This window comes from Mesorhizobium sp. NPDC059025, from assembly GCF_042739655.1.
Classification (GTDB): Bacteria; Pseudomonadota; Alphaproteobacteria; order Rhizobiales; family Rhizobiaceae; genus Mesorhizobium.
Genome location: NZ_JBHYIM010000009.1, coordinates 176,659 through 192,605, shown reverse-complemented (window position 1 = coordinate 192,605; position 15,947 = coordinate 176,659). Strand labels below are relative to the sequence as shown.

At 61.8% G+C, this 15,947-nt stretch carries 19 protein-coding genes and 1 tRNA gene; 7 read left to right on the top strand and 13 right to left on the bottom strand.

What is annotated here, in order from left to right; all coding sequences use genetic code 11:
* Positions 1-1,143: an ABC transporter permease gene (locus ACFWYE_RS21715; protein WP_379066732.1), complete on the bottom strand. Its 1,143-nt coding sequence runs from the start codon at positions 1,141-1,143 to the stop codon at positions 1-3.
* Entirely contained in the window at positions 1,140-2,672 is a 1,533-nt protein-coding gene (locus tag ACFWYE_RS21710) for an ABC transporter ATP-binding protein (protein WP_379066730.1), read from the bottom strand. The genes ACFWYE_RS21715 and ACFWYE_RS21710 overlap by 4 nt, the downstream gene beginning before the upstream one ends.
* Positions 2,673-2,872: 200 nt before the next feature.
* Here ACFWYE_RS21710 and ACFWYE_RS21705 point away from each other — a divergent pair, with 200 nt between their 5' ends.
* Both ACFWYE_RS21705 and ACFWYE_RS21700 read left to right on the top strand, forming a co-directional pair.
* Entirely contained in the window at positions 2,873-3,076 is a 204-nt protein-coding gene (locus ACFWYE_RS21705) for a SlyX family protein (RefSeq protein ID WP_379066728.1), read from the top strand.
* Between the two features lie 30 nt (positions 3,077-3,106).
* Positions 3,107-3,502, top strand: coding sequence for a hypothetical protein (locus ACFWYE_RS21700; RefSeq protein ID WP_379066726.1), 396 nt, complete (start codon positions 3,107-3,109; stop codon positions 3,500-3,502).
* A gap of 8 nt (positions 3,503-3,510) precedes the next feature.
* Here ACFWYE_RS21700 and ACFWYE_RS21695 read toward each other — a convergent pair whose 3' ends face one another.
* From ACFWYE_RS21695 to ACFWYE_RS21675, 5 genes are all read right to left on the bottom strand, one after another.
* Positions 3,511-3,903 carry a VOC family protein gene (locus ACFWYE_RS21695; RefSeq protein WP_379114188.1) on the bottom strand — a complete coding sequence of 131 codons (393 nt, stop codon included), beginning with the start codon at positions 3,901-3,903 and terminating at the stop codon, positions 3,511-3,513.
* Between the two features lie 92 nt (positions 3,904-3,995).
* Positions 3,996-4,451, bottom strand: a complete 456-nt coding sequence (locus ACFWYE_RS21690) for a GNAT family N-acetyltransferase (protein WP_379114186.1) — start codon at positions 4,449-4,451, stop codon at positions 3,996-3,998.
* A gap of 149 nt (positions 4,452-4,600) precedes the next feature.
* On the bottom strand, positions 4,601-5,590 hold the full coding sequence (locus ACFWYE_RS21685) for a BMP family protein (RefSeq protein WP_379066721.1): 990 nt from the start codon (positions 5,588-5,590) through the stop codon (positions 4,601-4,603).
* Positions 5,591-5,838: 248 nt separating this feature from the next.
* Positions 5,839-6,507: a peptide-methionine (S)-S-oxide reductase MsrA gene (msrA, locus tag ACFWYE_RS21680; RefSeq protein WP_379066719.1), complete on the bottom strand. Its 669-nt coding sequence runs from the start codon at positions 6,505-6,507 to the stop codon at positions 5,839-5,841.
* A gap of 51 nt (positions 6,508-6,558) precedes the next feature.
* Positions 6,559-6,885 (bottom strand): hypothetical protein, encoded by a 327-nt coding sequence (locus ACFWYE_RS21675; RefSeq protein ID WP_379114184.1) that lies wholly within the window; start codon positions 6,883-6,885, stop codon positions 6,559-6,561.
* Positions 6,886-7,296: 411 nt separating this feature from the next.
* Between ACFWYE_RS21675 and ACFWYE_RS21670 the strand changes: the two genes are divergently transcribed.
* Positions 7,297-7,386 (top strand) — tRNA-Ser (locus ACFWYE_RS21670).
* 94 nt (positions 7,387-7,480) lie between these two features.
* On the opposite strand, the gene ACFWYE_RS21665 is transcribed toward ACFWYE_RS21670, so the two are convergent.
* From ACFWYE_RS21665 to ACFWYE_RS21650, 4 genes are all read right to left on the bottom strand, one after another.
* On the bottom strand, positions 7,481-8,677 hold the full coding sequence (locus ACFWYE_RS21665; protein WP_379114182.1) for an NAD(P)/FAD-dependent oxidoreductase: 1,197 nt from the start codon (positions 8,675-8,677) through the stop codon (positions 7,481-7,483).
* Between the two features lie 74 nt (positions 8,678-8,751).
* A complete protein-coding gene (locus ACFWYE_RS21660; RefSeq protein ID WP_379114180.1) occupies positions 8,752-9,552 on the bottom strand; it encodes an amino acid ABC transporter ATP-binding protein in 801 nt (266 codons plus the stop codon).
* Positions 9,549-10,292, bottom strand: coding sequence for an amino acid ABC transporter permease (locus ACFWYE_RS21655; RefSeq protein ID WP_379114178.1), 744 nt, complete (start codon positions 10,290-10,292; stop codon positions 9,549-9,551). The genes ACFWYE_RS21660 and ACFWYE_RS21655 overlap by 4 nt, the downstream gene beginning before the upstream one ends.
* Positions 10,293-10,310: 18 nt before the next feature.
* The gene (locus ACFWYE_RS21650; RefSeq protein ID WP_379114176.1) at positions 10,311-11,231 is read right to left on the bottom strand and encodes a substrate-binding periplasmic protein; all 921 of its coding nucleotides are present in this window, start codon (positions 11,229-11,231) and stop codon (positions 10,311-10,313) included.
* On the opposite strand from ACFWYE_RS21650, the gene ACFWYE_RS21645 reads away from it, so the two are divergent.
* Complete coding sequence (locus ACFWYE_RS21645; RefSeq protein WP_379114174.1) at positions 11,230-12,024, top strand: GntR family transcriptional regulator; 795 nt, start codon at positions 11,230-11,232, stop codon at positions 12,022-12,024. The two genes, ACFWYE_RS21650 and ACFWYE_RS21645, sit on opposite strands and share 2 nt — an antisense overlap.
* Positions 12,025-12,102: 78 nt before the next feature.
* Here ACFWYE_RS21645 and ACFWYE_RS21640 read toward each other — a convergent pair whose 3' ends face one another.
* Together ACFWYE_RS21640 and ACFWYE_RS21635 are read right to left on the bottom strand one after the other, a co-directional pair.
* Complete coding sequence (locus ACFWYE_RS21640) at positions 12,103-12,258, bottom strand: hypothetical protein (protein ID WP_379114173.1); 156 nt, start codon at positions 12,256-12,258, stop codon at positions 12,103-12,105.
* 231 nt (positions 12,259-12,489) lie between these two features.
* Entirely contained in the window at positions 12,490-12,753 is a 264-nt protein-coding gene (locus ACFWYE_RS21635; RefSeq protein WP_379066706.1) for a DUF6074 family protein, read from the bottom strand.
* Between the two features lie 247 nt (positions 12,754-13,000).
* Here ACFWYE_RS21635 and ACFWYE_RS21630 point away from each other — a divergent pair, with 247 nt between their 5' ends.
* The 3 genes from ACFWYE_RS21630 to ACFWYE_RS21620 all read left to right on the top strand — a co-directional run bounded on the left by ACFWYE_RS21630 (position 13,001) and on the right by ACFWYE_RS21620 (position 15,630).
* Positions 13,001-13,696 carry a response regulator gene (locus ACFWYE_RS21630; protein WP_379072878.1) on the top strand — a complete coding sequence of 232 codons (696 nt, stop codon included), beginning with the start codon at positions 13,001-13,003 and terminating at the stop codon, positions 13,694-13,696.
* A gap of 84 nt (positions 13,697-13,780) precedes the next feature.
* On the top strand, positions 13,781-14,845 hold the full coding sequence (locus ACFWYE_RS21625; protein ID WP_379066704.1) for an ATP-binding protein: 1,065 nt from the start codon (positions 13,781-13,783) through the stop codon (positions 14,843-14,845).
* 356 nt (positions 14,846-15,201) lie between these two features.
* Entirely contained in the window at positions 15,202-15,630 is a 429-nt protein-coding gene (locus ACFWYE_RS21620) for a MarR family winged helix-turn-helix transcriptional regulator (RefSeq protein WP_379114171.1), read from the top strand.
* Positions 15,631-15,947 lie beyond the last annotated feature (317 nt).

Sequence of the window (15,947 nt, the reverse complement as noted above, 5' to 3'; positions counted from 1 at the left end):
TCAGGCCCCCTCGCCCTTCACGGCGGCCAAGCCAACAGACTTCGGGCTGATCGAAGCAAACAGCGTCTGGATGTACGGCCGGAACATGTGCTCGAGCGCGCCCGCGAACAGGATCACCAGCCCCTGGATGATGACGATCATGTCGCGGCTGATCGCCGGCATCTCGAAGGAGAGTTCTGCGCCGCCCTGATAGAGCATGCCGAACAGGATCGAGGCGAGGATGATGCCGACCGGGTGCGCGCGCCCCATCAGCGCGACCGCGATGCCGATGAAGCCGGCGCCGCCGGCGAGATCCACATAAACGCTGTGCTGGTCGCCCATGATCGCGTTGATCGACATCATGCCGGCGAGCGCGCCTGAGATCAGCATGGCGATGATGGTGACGCGCACTTCCGAAATGCCGGCATAACGCGCCGCTTTCTGGCTGAAACCGAACGTGCGTATCTCGTAACCGAGCTTGGTGCGCCAGATCAGCAGCCAGACCAGATAGGCCATCACCAGCGCCAGCAGGAAGGACACGTTGAAGGGCGCGGAACGGATCTTGGCTGTGCCGAACATCTCGATGATCCAGTTCAGCCGCGGCAGTTGTGCGCCCGCCTCCAGCATGCGCGTCTTCACCTCCTGCATCGCCTCAGGCTTCAGGATGTCGCGCAGCACATAGATCATCAGGCTTGCCGCGATCATGTTGAACATGATGGTGGTGATGACGATGTGCGAGCCGCGCTTGGCCTGCAGATAGGCGGGAAGAAACGCCCATGCCGCGCCGAAGAGCGCGGCGCCGGCAATCGCGAAGGGAAAGGTGACGTACCAGGGCACGACCCTGTCGAGTGCCAGGCAGACCAGGCCCACGCCGAGGCCGGCGACATAGGCCTGGCCTTCGCCGCCGATGTTGAACAGCCCGGCATGCATGGCGACGGCAACGGCAAGGCCGGTGAAGATGAAATTCGTCGCGTAAAACAGCGTGTAGGCAATGCCCTGGCCGCGGCCAAAGGCTCCTTCCACGAGGATGACCGCGGCCCGGAACGGATTTTCGCCGACCAGCAGCACGACGAGGCCCGCGACGATGAAGGCCACTGCCAGATTGATCAGCGGGATCAGCCCGTAATCGGCCCAGGCCGGCAGCTTGGCATAAGGCGTGCTCATTCGGCGGCTTCCTTCTGCTCGACGCCGGCCATCAGCAGGCCCAGTTCGCCTTCGCTGGCCTCGGGCCCACGTTCGCCGACGACACGCCCCGCAAACATCACCAGGATCCGGTCGGACAGCGAGCGGATCTCGTCGAGTTCGACCGAGACCAGCAACACCGCCTTGCCCTGGTCGCGCATGGCGATCAGCCGCTTGTGGATGAACTCGATGGCGCCGACATCAACGCCGCGTGTCGGCTGGCCGACGATCAATACGCCAGGGTCCTGCTCGATTTCGCGCGCCAGCACGATCTTCTGCTGGTTGCCGCCCGAGAAATTGGCGGTCTTCAACCGCGGATTGGCGGGACGGATGTCGTATTTGGCGATCTTGTCCTTGGCGTCGGCCATGATGGCATCGACGTCGAGAAATGGTCCCTTGAGATACCGCTTGTCATTGTGGTAGCCGAGGATCGAGTTCTCGTTTTCCTCGAACGCCAGCACAAGGCCGACATGGTGCCGGTCTTCCGGCACATGCGCCAGCCCGCGCTGGCGCAGTTCGCCGGGGTCAGCGGCGCCGGTCAGGTCGATCGGCTTGCCGTCCAGCGTCACGCTGCCCGAAACCGCCTTGCGGATGCCCGAGATCGCCTCCAGCAGCTCCGATTGACCGTTGCCTGCGACGCCGGCGATGCCGACAATCTCCCCGGCACGCACGTCGAGCGAAACATCGTCGACCATGGTGACGCCGCGCTGGTCCCTGACGACCAGGTTCTTGACCGAAAGCTTGACCTCGCCCGCCTTGGCTTCGCCCTTCTCGACCCGCAGCAGCACGCGCCTGCCGACCATCAGCTCGGCCAGTTCCTCGACGGTCGTCTTCCTGGTTTCGCGCGTCGCTACCATCGTTCCCTGGCGCATGACGGAGACGGAGTCGGTGATCGCCATGATCTCGCGCAGCTTGTGCGTGATCAGCACGATCGTCTTGCCCTGATCCTTGAGCTGCTTGAGGATCCGGAACAGGTGATCGGCCTCGGCCGGCGTCAGAACGCCGGTAGGTTCGTCCAGGATCAGGATCTCGGCGCCACGATAAAGCGCCTTGAGGATTTCGACGCGCTGCTGCAGTCCGACAGGCAGCTCCTCGATGATGGCGTCGGGATCCACCTCCAGCCCGTATTCGCGTTCCAGCCGCTCGAGCTCCGAACGCGCCTTGGCGATGGAGGATTTGAGCAGTGCATCGCTCTCGGCGCCGAGGATGATGTTCTCGAGCACGGTGAAATTGTCGACCAGCATGAAATGCTGGTGCACCATGCCGATGCCGGTGGCGATGGCATCATTGGATGTCTTGATCGAGGCCGGCTTGCCGTTGACGCGGATCTCGCCGCTGTCAGCCTGGTAGAAGCCGTAGAGGATCGACATCAGCGTCGACTTGCCGGCGCCGTTTTCCCCGACGATGCCGTGGATCGTCCCACGAGCGATCTCGAGGTTGATGTCGCGATTGGCACGCACCGCGCCAAAACTCTTGTTGATGCCGACCAGCTCGATTGCGGCTTCCGCCATGCGATCGTTCCCACAATTTTTTTATCGTTTGGTCAAATTGACTAGCACGGCACCCGTCCCCTGCCAATTGGCCGGCTATGGCATCCACTCTCGACAAATCCCGGCATGCTTGTCAATTTCGAACACACGGGGCATGCGCCATTGGCAGCCGCTGTACCGCAACTCAAGCCCGCCAAAGCAGGGTCCCCAGGGAAATTCACATGTCAGAAGAACGACTGACGACGTTGGAAATCCACGTCGCCGAACAAGACAAGACCATCGAGGACTTGTCCGGCCAGATCGCCGAACAGTGGAAGACGATCGAGCGCCTGCAGAAAAAGCTCGATGCGTTGACCAACCGCTTCCTGGCCCTGGAAGAGCAGACCGCACCGGACGTTCCGGTGACCAAGCCGCCACACTGGTAAAGGCATCCGATTGGCAAGGGGAGCACAGCGATGACCGGGGAGAGCGATCGTATCGCGCGCGCCAGCGACTATGTGCTCGGTCTTATGAATGAACGCGACCGCGAACGGGCCGAACGCGATCTCGAGATCGATCCCGCCTTCCGCAACGCGGTGATCCAGTTGGCCGAACGCATGCATCTGTTCGACCGCGGCGCCACGGACGAGACCAACCGTCCCTGGCAGGAAGTCGCCGCACGCATTGCCGAATTGCCGCAGATGTCGCCGCTGGCCAATGCAAAGGCAGGCAACCGGACCATCAGCGCGCCGCTTCCGCCGGTCGGCATCGGCCTGCATGCCCTGCCGGGGCGGCTCGCCATCGCGGTGGCTGCGGGATTGATCATCGCCTTCGCCTTTGGTTATCTCGCCGGGCGTCTGAGCCTGGGTTGAAACCAGGCTCAGGGCTTGTCTGCTTCTTCCGTCATCGGTGCGGCGTCCGCCGACGGCTCCCACAATTCGATCGGATTGCCTTCCGGATCGTGGATACGGGCAAAGCGGCCGACTTCCGAATCCCACTCTTCGCGCGTTTCGACCGCAATGCCCGCGGCCTTCAGGCTGGCGATCATGTCGTCCAGATCATCGACACGGAAATTGATCAGCCACTGCTGTTCCGCACGACCAAAATATTCGGTGTCCTCGGCGAATGGCGTGAATATGGTGAGTCCCGCGTCCTGACGCCAAACCGTCCTGGCGATGTCGTCGATGCCGAGATGACGTTCGTACCATTCGGCCAGCAGCTTCGGGTCGCGGGCACGGAAGAACATGCCGCCGATACCGGTTACCTTTGCCATGCCGTCTCTCCCTTGCAGCACCGCCCCTGCAACGACTTTAGCATGTAAGCGAGTGCTTAGAGACGCCTCGACAGCCGGCTTCTCGAAGCGTGCTAAAATTTCCGTTGCATCAGCACCAGCGGTTCCCCGTCGACGACCATCCGCTCGACGGCGATCCAGCCGAGCCTGGCGTAAAGTGCCTCCGCGGCATCGGTATAGAGATAGAGTTCCCTGCAGTTAGCCGATCGGGCGTGCGTTTCGACAGCTTCGATCAGCATGCGGCCAAGCCCGCGCCCGCGATGGTGTTCCGCGACGACCAGTCCCGCAAGCCATGGCGAAACATCATGCAACGGCTCGATCTCCTCGCGCACGAACAGGCATGAGCCGGCCAGCTCGCCGTCAACCTCTGCAACAAACCCGGCCTCGAAGCCGTCGCCCTCGACCAGCCGGGCCAGCGCGAGGACATCCGCTTCCCGCGCATGCTTGCCGTCGGCGAAGAAGGCGACATGGCGCAATGCCGCCAGCGATGCGAGATCGGAATGCCGCATGATGCGGATGATGATGGACATGGACGTCTCCCGAACGAGAGCAGCCACCTGCCTGCGCCCTTGCAAGCCGACAAGCCCCAATCGCACAGCGTCGATGGACCACGTTCGCCGGCAAAAAAAGAACCGCCGGGCTTTCGCCCGGCGGTCTTCATTCCCTGTTCAGTGGCAGATCAATAAGGGCACTTGTTGTCGCTGGAATAGTCGTGCACTTCGATCTTGCCGGCGATGATCTCTTCCTTGGCCTTGTCGGCGGCCGCCTTCATGTCGGCGGTGATGAGATCCTTGTTGTTGTCGTCCATGGCGTAGTCGACGCCGCCTTCCTTGAGGCCGAGATTGTTGATACCGCCCGTGAACTTGCCATCCTTGGCATCCATGAACGCGCTGTAAACGGCTACGTCGACGCGCTTCAGCATCGAAGTCAGCACCTTGCCCGGCTGCAGGCCGTTCTGGTTGGAATCGACGCCGATGCCGAGCTTGCCGGCATCCGCGGCCGCCTGCAGCACGCCGACGCCGGTGCCACCGGCCGCGGCGTAGATCACGTCGGCGCCCTGGTCCATCTGGGTCTTGGCGATCTCACCGCCCTTGGCCGGATCGTTCCAGGCAGCCGGCGTGTCGCCGGTCATGTTGTAGATCACGTCGGTCGCGCCGCTGGCCTTGGCGCCGCCGACATAACCGCAGCCGAACTTGCGGATCAGCGGAATATCCATGCCGCCGATGAAGCCGACCTTCTTGCTCTTTGAGGCCATCGCGCCCAGCAGGCCTACGATGTAGGAACCTTCCTGCTCCTTGAACTTCAGCGAACGCACGTTCGGCAGGTCGACCTGATCGTCGATGATGGCGAACTTCAGCTCCGGATATTCCTTGGCAACCTTGGTCAGGGAATCGACCCAGGAGAAGCCGGCCATGACGATCGGGCTGCGGCCGTCTTCGGCGAAGCGGCGCAGAGCCTGTTCGCGCTGCGAGGCGTTCGAGACTTCGAACTCGACATAGGAGACGCCGCTCTCCTTCTTGAATTTCTCGGCGCCGTTGTAGGCGGCCTCGTTGAAGGATTTGTCGAACTTGCCGCCGAGATCGTAAAGCAGCGCCGGTTTGATGTCTTCGGCCATTGCCGGGAAGGCCAGCGCGGTTGCGGCCAGAAGGCCGAGAACGATACGTTTCATAGGATCCACACCCCTGAGGTTTATTTTTCCAGTCTGCCGCAGGTCCGGGTTCCGGCCCGGCTTGCGACGTCCGGCAGGAGCTGTTCCCTCCCGCTCAAGCTTTATCTTGCACGGCTAGGGACAAAATTCACGTGGAATTTTGACCCTTTGGAAAAAGCATGGCGCCGAAGCGGCGCCATGGAAAATCGTTTCTGAATAGGGTGCTAGCGGCAACGAGGGGGCAGACCCTGCTGCCCCGCCGGCTGTCGTCAGGCCGTCGCGGCGGGAGTTGGAATGGCGCAGCTCACGCCCGTGCCCTTCAACCCGCAATAACCGTAGGGGTTCTTCGCCAGGTACTGCTGGTGATCCTCCTCGGCGAAGTAGAACTCCGGCGCCGGCGCGATTTCGGTCGTGATCCTGTCGCGACCGGCAGCACGCAATGAGGCCTGATAGGCATCGCGCGAGGCGATCGCGGCCTGCTGCTGGGCGTCCGAGAACGTGTAGATGGCGGAACGATAGGTCGTGCCGACATCATTGCCCTGACGCATGCCTTGCGTGGGGTCATGCGCTTCCCAGAATATCTTCAGCAGTTCCGCGTAGGAGACGACCTTCGGGTCGAACACCACCAGCACGACCTCGGCGTGACCGGTGAGCCCGGTGCAGGTTTCCTGGTAGGTCGGGTTGGGGGTGATGCCACCGGCATAACCGACGGCCGTTACCCAGACGCCGTCCGTCTGCCAGAACAGCCGTTCCGCGCCCCAGAAACAGCCCAGGCCAAACAGGGCCGTTTCCAGCCCATCGGGATAAGGGCCCTTCAGCGGCCGTTTCGAGACATAGTGTTTCGAGGCGGTCGGGATCGGCCGCTCGCGGCCGGGCAATGCCTCTTCGGGTTTTGGCAGATTGATCTTCTTGTTCAGCATGTCACTGAGGAAAAACATGAGCTGTCTCCCTGTTTCTTCGACTTCTAGTTCGTCGCAGACACCGGAATGTTACGCATTGACCGCGAAGTTTCCCGCACGCCGCTGCCTGCGGTAGCCGATCGCATAGAGCAGGAAGGCCAGCGCCGCGAACAGCACGAAGCCCGGCAGGTCGAGCGCCTTGTCGATCACCGAATCCCAGGCGACGGCACCCGCCTTCTCGCGCACGAACGCTTCCGTCCTGGCCAGGGTGTCAGGCGAAACCGCGCTCCAGCTGACCTTGAGCGGGGTCATCACCAGATGCGAGGCAGCAACCGTGCGGGTGGCGTCGAGCACGGCCATGATGACCGCGATCGCCAGTGCCACCATTGCGGCAAGTCGGAACAGGAAACGGAACATGCAGACCTTTCCAGCGTCTGTTTCGCCTTTACAGATATGGCGTGACGCCGGCCCACGCAATCGGCGTGCAGCCGATAAAAGCAATGTTCGCATCCATCGACGCGCTCTCTGGATGCCTGGCGGTGACGTTTCATCCGGAACGGTTCCCTTCCTGCGGTCACATGCCGGGATGGCGAAGAGCGAATCTCAAAAAGAAAGCATGAAGAAGCGCCCGGAATACCGCCGATATGACTTGGCATTCGCTGCCGGATCGACTAGATGAGCCCCGCACCCGAAGCTTCGACGGCTCAGGGCGCAGGAACGGATTGGCCATCGGTCGAGGCAATCCCACGCGAACCACGGTTCGGTTCCAGCAAGGGACGCGCTCCCGAAGACCGGCGCGGCGAAACCGGCCGCGACAGCGCAAACGACGGAGAGGTGGCCGAGTGGTTGAAGGCGCACGCCTGGAAAGTGTGTGTACGGGAAACCGTACCGCGGGTTCGAATCCCGCTCTCTCCGCCAGAACTATTCAGATGCTACAATGCTCCTCAAGAACTTAGCCTGACGGCAGGCGCCCCCTCCTTGACATCCCGTCGGTGGGGAATCCGCTGTGGGATCAGCTGGTAATGAGAGCGCTCACCAGTCGGGCCGTACGGGGAGCGAGGGTCAATCCTATATGGCCATGACCAAAAGCAAGAATGACGTCTCGCCCTCCCCTGGATGGACGGATCACCGGGACAGAATCGGGCATTGAAGGCCTGAACCCGAGCCAGGTCCGGCTCGGCTCACCGAGGTTCGGAAAAATCCCGCGCGCATTCGCTGTCAGGTTCTGAACAAGCCGCGGGGTGGCGGGCGCCGTCAGCCCCCCAAGTTCCACCAGGCCTGCAACGCGCAACCGGCCGTGCATGGGGCAGAAATAGAAGCCGCGTTCCGTTGGACAGACAGGCCGTTCGATTGGCGGCTCGTCCATATCGAACTCGAGATGATAACCGCGTTCCGTATCGAGCCGGACCCGGTCGCCGATCTGAGCAGCCAGCTTCTGCGAGCGGGCACCGGCAGAGATGACAGCAGTACGGGCACGGACTTCGAACGGTGCGGCGATGATTCGGGTTCCTCCCGGTTGGCGCACGATCCTCTGCGCGGAAGCCTGGATGAGTTTCACGCCCGCCTGGTGAACCTTCGCGGACAGACGGCGCATCGTCTCGCCCGGATCGATGAGATTGATCGCGCCGGGAAAGAACAGGCCACCGCCCTCGACAGGCGGCAGCCGGGGCTCCAGTCGAAGCACCTCGTCGGGGGAAAGCAGCTGCTGGGCAACGCCGTAGCTGCGGCGCAGCGCGATATCGGCCGCGGCCACCCGGAAAGCCTTTTGCGTCTTGTAGAGATAGAGGCAGCCTCGCGTCGAGAGCAGGTCCGATGCGCCGATTTCCGCAGCGAACTCACGCCATGCCGCCGGGGCGTCGGACAGGAGCTCGGCAATCCGGCGGGTATTGTCACGATAGCGGTGCGGCAGCGACTCCCAGGCGAAGCGCGCCAGCCAGGGAAACAGAGTGGGCAAGGCGGAAGTTCGGATCGACAGGGGACTGTCGGCATCGAGCAGCAGCGGCAAGAGGTTGCGCAGGATCGCTGGCGTTCCTACCGGCAGGACCGCATAGTCGGCGATGGTACCGGCATTGCCGTAGGAGGCGCCGCTGCCGGGTTCGTTTGGCTCGATCACCACGACCTCGCGACCGTCGGCGCGAAGCCGAAGCGCGATCGCCAGACCGATGACGCCGCCGCCGATCACGGCGACGTCGGTCGAAATCCTGCTCATCGAATCCATACCAGTTGAGAGGAGGACGGCGGCAACGCCGGGGGTGCCGCCGCGCGATGGTTTGATGCCGGCATTCAGCCGGATGCAGCGTATTTCGCGACATAGGCACGCGTGCGCGCCTCGTGTGGCCGGTCGAGCACATCCGCCGCAGCGCCTTGCTCGATGATCTTGCCGCCATCGATGAAGACGACCCAGTCCGACACTTCCCGGGCAAAGGGCAGTTCATGGGTGACCAGGATCATCGTCATGCCGTCATTGGCGAGTTCGCGCATGACCCGCAGCACCTCGCCGGTCGATTCCGGATCGAGCGCCGAGGTCGGCTCATCGAACAGCAGCACGGTAGGCCCAAGCGCCAGCGCCCGGGCAATCGCCACGCGCTGCTGCTCACCACCCGACATGCGCTCCGGATAGGCTGTCGCCCGATGCGCCAGACCGACGCGGGTGAGCAGCCGCACGGCGCGCTCGACCGCTTCGCGCTCGCCGATCCCCGCAGCGTGCATCTGCGCGAGCACGACATTCTCGACCGCGGTCAGATGCGGGAACAGGTTGAAGCGCTGGAACACCATGCCGACACGCTGGCGCAGCCTGGCGAGATCCTTGCATGTCACCGCGCCACTGGCGCAGATCGCCTCGCCATTGACCTCGATGACGCCGTCGTCAGGCTGTTCGAGCAGGTTGACGCAGCGCATCAGCGTCGTCTTGCCGCCGCCGCTCTGGCCGATGATGCTGACGATGCGGCCGCCCGGCACATCGAGATCGATGCCGCCGAGCACCTGCCTGCCATCGAAGGATTTCCGGAGGCCGCGGATGGTGACGGCCGGTTTGGTGGCTGCCATCGCGACGTCTTGCGTCATGCTGACTGGATGCTGGGTCATGCAGTTCCTCCCGCGAGCAGGGTCTTCGCCAGCCGCAGCCGCCGACGCCGGCCGCGCGACAACGGCACACCGGCCTGGATCGTGCGCTCCAGCCAGAGCAGGCTTTGCGAGACCGGATAGCAGACCGCGAAATAGATGGCGGCAATGACGAGGTAGACCTCCAGCGCCCTGAACGTCTCGGAGGCGATCAGCTGCGCCTGGGTCATCAGTTCGGCAGCCGAGATCGTCACCAGCAGCGAGGTCGATTTGAGCAGGTCGACGAACATGGTGTTGGTGCCGGGCAGCGCCAGACGCAGCGCCTGCGGCAGCACGACATGGCCGAAGGTGGTGCCACGGCCGAGACCCAGCGCCTGTGCCGCCTCGTTCTGGCCGGAATGGATACCGGCGATGGCCGCGCGGAAGATCTCGGACAGATAGGCCGCGTAGAACAGCACGAGACTGAGCACGCCGGCGGCGAACACGCTGAGCTTCACCCCCACCGACGGCAGGCCGAAATAGGTGACGAAGATGATGGCGAGCAGCGGGACGTTCTTGAAGACCTCCGTGTAGAGCGCGGCCGGCAGCCGCACCAGACGCAGGCGGTTGAGGCGCATCAGCGCGAGCACAAGGCCGAGAAGTGCCGCGCCGGCGAAGCTGGCTATGGTGTAGGCTAGGGTCCTCGACAGACCCCAGCCGATATTGCCCATGTAGTCGCCCCAGGGAACCTGGAGGAATCCGCTGAAGACGTCGGAAGGGGACATTATCCGGCCCTCCGCTCGTCAAGGCGCGATCGAGGGCGGCGACCATTCCGCGGGACGATCGACGCCACGGCGCTGCGCCGCCATCTCCGGCGACGGAACCAGGAACTGTTTGGGGTCGCCGCCCCATTTGGTGATGAGCGCGGCGAGCGAGCCATCCTTGTACATGGCATCGATCTGGTCGGAGACCGCGTTGGCCAGCTTGGGCGCTTCCTTGGGCAGGTAGAAGCCGGTCATGTAGGGCTGGAAATACTGGTAGTCGGGATACTCCTTGACCTCGTCGGCAGTCGGCGGCGTCAGGTATTCGACGCGGAACTTCATGTCCGGCCGCTGCTTCTGCTGGTAGACGATCAGCAACGGATCGAGGAAACCCACATTGAGCCGGCCCGACGCAAGGTCCTGGAACACGCTGTCGGCCGAAGGATAGGTATGCGGCGTGGCATTCGGCACCTGGGCGATCGATTTCGCCCAGACATAGCCGGTGACCGTGCCGAGATCCTTGCCTTCCAGGCTCTTGACGTCCGGATATGTGTCGGAGCCTGCGACAGCCATGGCCGGGGGCGAATAATAGGGCGGATCGGTGAACAGGCCGACCTTCCGGCGCGCATCCGACCAGGCGATGCCGCCGATCGTGATGTCGGCGCGTCGCGACTGCACCGAGGCGAGCATGCCGGGAAAATCGGTGACGTTGACTTCAATCTTGAGGCCGAGCTTGTTGGCAACCGCGGCGAGGATATCGCTGTCCAGCCCGACCAGCTTATCATCCTTCATCGCCGTATAGGGCATGTAGGGCTGGATGGTGACCTGCAGCACACCCGGCTTCAGCGTCTCCAGATCCTCCGCCGAGGCAGGCAGAAACACGCCAAGCAATCCCATGCCGAAGCCGAGCACCGCGGCGAAACCTCCCTTAAGCGACGACGACGAAAAATTCCTTTTTTTCATGACCGATACCTCCCTGCAATCGGATCAATATATTTGTAATATATCTATCAGTATATTATACATATCCATTGTCAAGCGATTCCCGGCGATCGGGCGCCGGCACAGCGGAGACAGGGCGATGGACGCGTGGATGCATGAGGAAGACGAGGCCGGCGCGACGCTGGCCGAGCGCACCTATCTGCAGCTGCGGGAAGACATCATCACGGTGAAGCTGGCGCCGGGCACGCTGCTGCGCGAGAGCGAATTGATGCAGCGGCTCGACGTCGGCCGCACGCCGGTGCGCGAGGCGCTGCTGCGGCTGCAACGCGACGGCTTCGTCGATGTCAACGGCCGCCGCGGCACATCCGTCAGCAAGATCGACATCAGCGACCTGTCGGCGATTTACGAAGCGCGCGCCACCATCGAGTCCTGGGCGACACGGCTGGCGGCGGAGCGCCTGCGCGAACCGGAACGGCGCGAAGCGCGCAAACTGCTGGAAGAACTCGCGGCTTTTTCGAACCCGCCCGAAGCTCAGCCGCTGCTGGCGCTCGACCGCCGCATCCACCGCTTCATCTACCGCGCCGCCAAGAACCCCTATCTGTTCGACACGCTCGACCACTACCACAACCTGTCGCTGCGCATCCTGCATGTGGCGACACGGCGCTTCCCCGAGCTGATGTCTGGCCTGGACAAGGTGCTGCACGAGCAGACCCAGATGCTCGAAGCGGTCTGCCGCGGCGACGGCGAAACCGCCGAACGCATCGCGCTGCATCATGTCCTGAGTTTTGAAGAGGATGTGCGGAAGGTCATCTAGATGCCGGCTGCGCTGGGCAATCCGCGGCCAACCTTGCCATCCCGGTCTTTTGGGTGAAAGAACTGCGGGTTCTGCCGCTCAGCCAATCGATGCCAGCGCATCGATGTAGAGCCATTGCCCGTGGATGCAGAGCGCGAAGAAGGCACCGCTGCCGGTCTGATACCATTTGTTGTGATAGCGGCCGTGCGGCAGCCATGACACGGAAGCGCTTTCGGCCGCCGGTGACGGTCTCATGCACCCAGTTCTGCGAGAGGATCCGGTTCCACTGGCGGTGCCGCCATCTGTCATCAGGATGCGTGGCCGGATGACAGAACGCCAGGACGGCCTGCACGTCTTCCCCACCACCCTTCATCCCTTCCTGCGTGAATGCAGGGTGTAAAGGCGTTGATGGCAAGTCTCAGACTTGGGCGAAGTCGTCGGTTGCTTCTCAGCCAAACAAGCAATGTTTGGCTGCAGGAATCCGGTCTAGACCGCAGCGGCCGAGCTGGCGCGTCTCTGCAACTCGCATTGAACAGCGGACTGCAGGCCAAGGATCTCCGTTCGGATCGCGTCATCAGTGACACCGTCCGCGCGCAACCCGGCGACGATACCAGCGATGCGCTCTCGCCAGAACGCGTTGGCGCTCGGACCATGGACGACCTCCAAATCATCGGAGATCGACCGGACCAGGGTTGCACGAGAATGAAGAGGGAAGGGAATCAATTCAGCCATGTCCGGACGATCGGCCATGGATGGTTTACCAACAGTGAACCGCCCCCTTATTCAGGCTCCTTCAGACCTGGTTTGCTTCCTCTCCAAAACGCCCTCGGCGCTCCACAAAAACTCCACACAATATCGACACATCCTGAACGCAGCGCGGTCAAGCGCCCGTCCAGGCGGGCTGCGACATGAGCGCTCTTGAAATTTTGCCGCCCAACCATCGCCAGACGACGGAACACCGGGCGACAGTACGCCGGAAGACAACTTGCCGATGATGATGGAAAACGCACTTGTGCTGATCGTCGAGGACGAGCCCGAAATCGTCGACATTCTCGAAACCTATTTCGGCCGGGAAGGCTTTCGGACCGTCAGCGCGAATGACGGCCCGACTGGACTGGCGCACCATCTGCGCCTTCGGCCCGACATCATCATTCTCGATGTGAAGATGCCGGGACAGGACGGTTATGAGGTGCTTGCCGCCCTGCGTCGACGAGGCGACACGCCCGTTATCATGGTCACGGCGCTTGCCGAAGACCTGGACAAGCTGCAGGCCCTCCGCATCGGCGCCGACGACTATGTCGTCAAGCCGTTCAACCCCCTCGAGGTTGTCGCTCGCGCAAAGGCCGTGCTGCGGCGAACCCGGAGGAGAGATGCGGGAAACGCGATCAGGGTCGGACCGCTGACGGTTGATCCCGACGCATACATGGCATCGGTGGAAACCGTGAAGGGTCAGGTCTCGCTGGAGCTGACCAGGACCGAGTTTCGCCTTCTGGCCCACATGGCCAGTTCACCGAACCGGGTCTTCGAGCGTAGCGAGTTGGTCGATGCGTGCCTCCCTGAAGGAGAGGCACTGGAGCGCACGGTGGACAGCCATGTTAGCAATCTGAGACGCAAGCTTGCCGCGGCTGGAGCCGATGGTCTCATGACCGGAGTGCGCGGGGTAGGCTACAAGCTGGTCACCAGCTATCGCTAGGACGCCAGATGTGCGCCATATCCGCTGCGAAGCCGAACAATTGACCGGACGTCGATGAAAAAAGGGACCCTCAGCAGTCAGGTCATGCTGTCGATCAGTGCCGTGACGCTGCTGGCACTCGCGGTCATGTTCTTCGGCGGGATTTTCTACTACTACAACTATGAATGGCTCGTCCCCGTTTCGATCCAGGGTGAGGAGAGCGATTGGGTATTCACCGATTTCGTCGCGCTTGCCATTTTCGTCGCGATCAGCCTGGTTGCAGCAGGGATCGTCGGATGGAGACTGGCGCGTCGAATTCTACGCCCCCTCGAAACCGTTGCCAAAGCGCTTCGCTCCATCACCAGCGGGGACTTCAGCGCCCGCGCCGAAGTGGTGCAGAATGGCTTTGGAGAGGCCGAAACGCTGATCAGCGATTTCAACGCGATGGCCTGGCGCCTGGAGACCGCCGAATCTGAATTGCGGTTCTCGAACTCCGCCATCGCCCACGAACTGCGCACGCCGCTGACGATCCTCCGGGGGCGTTTGCAAGGATTGGCCGACGGTGTCTTTCCGCCGACCAGAGAGCTGTACGGCAATCTCATCGCGCATGTCGACGGTTTGACATATCTCGTCGAAGACCTGCGGACCCTTGGCCTAGCCAGCGCCGGCCATCTCGAGCTGAAGCTGGAAACGGTCGATCTGGCGCGTGAGGTCGAGGCTATTGCCGGTGCCATGGAACCGGAGATGGCGGCGGCTGACATAAAGCTGGAACGGCACCTGCAGTCCGTTCCGTGCAAAATTGACCGCAATCGCGTGCGCCAGGCGTTGTTGGCCGTGCTCGACAATGCGCGCCGTTACGCTCCGCACAGCACGGTACACATGCAGACCTTCGTCTCCGGCTCGGTCGGCATCATTCGCTGCTCCGACTCCGGTCCAGGTGTGCCTCCTGGCAGCCATGAAAAAATGTTCGAGCGATTTTGGCGTGCGGACGAATCCCGCTCTCGCAAGAGTGGCGGCAGCGGACTGGGATTGGCCATTGTGAGAGCTGTCCTGCGCGCGCATGGCGGAGATGCCGTGGCCAGATCGTCGCCAAGCGGCGGTCTGGTCATCGAGGTTTCACTGCCGCTTTCCCCTGCCCCTGGCATGGATGGGAAATCGGTTTCTGCCTGACACAAGATCAGCCGGCTCACAATCGCTTGCTTGTCGGCGCTTGCCCGCTTGCAGGAGAGGATCGTTCGTCGGCATCCATGTGACGTCAAAAGGCCCTTCCTCCACGGAACCTCCACGAACCATTCACGGAATCGCGACCTTTGCAGCCTAGAGTGGAAGAGGCACTTCCAACGCCGCGACGTCTTTTCGATTGGACATTGGAGCAAGGGAAGTCGGGAGGGGTCAGCAGGACTGCCCGAAGAATATGAGTGCATTTGGAATAAAGGTGGTTCGATTTGAATAGCGCGCGTCGGGACTTGGTATCGGAATTGGTTCGCGCTGACAGATGCTGGCGTTCCCACGCAGAGCGGAAGTTCATGCGCCACGACATTTCCGAGGCCCGCGCAATGCCCTTGATTTGGGTTTCAAGACTGGGAAATGGCGTCTGGCAATCCGAGGTAGCGAACAGTATCGGTATCCGCGCAGCGACGCTTGCCGACATGATTACCCAGCTTGAAGCTGCCAAATTGATTGAACGTCGCGAAGATCCGAAGGATCAACGCGCAAAAGCCCTTTGGCTTACTGAAGAAGGCACCGCCCTGGCTGCCAAGCTCGAAGACGTGCTTTGCGAACTGCATGAAGACATCTTGTCCGATTTCGATATTTCGGAGCTGGAAATCGCCACCAAGATCCTTCGCCGCATTTCGATGCGACAACCGAAATCCAATCGCTTTTTCGCCAACAGGCGAGAAAGATCGTCGCATCCGGGCCAGGATCGAGCGCGCGAAAGCAACACGAAATTCTGATTAGCAAAATTTTGCGTTCCTTTCGCCATCGGGCGCGGGACGACAAACCTATCCAGAAAAACTTCATCTAGTCGGCGAACAATACTCCGATTTGGTCAGCATTTTATTAGACGGTAGCTCCGCATCGATTGCAGGGGATACATCGATGCGGAACCACCCCATCGACTGGAGGCCGATGTGGTTTTTATATATTACGAAGACGAGCAAATGACGACTCTTATAAATACAAGTCGTAAAATAAATTTAGTTAGATTCCTGACTTTAAATATGAATATGGTTAGATTACGAAATAAATAGTGTCATTGTGACAACATTTG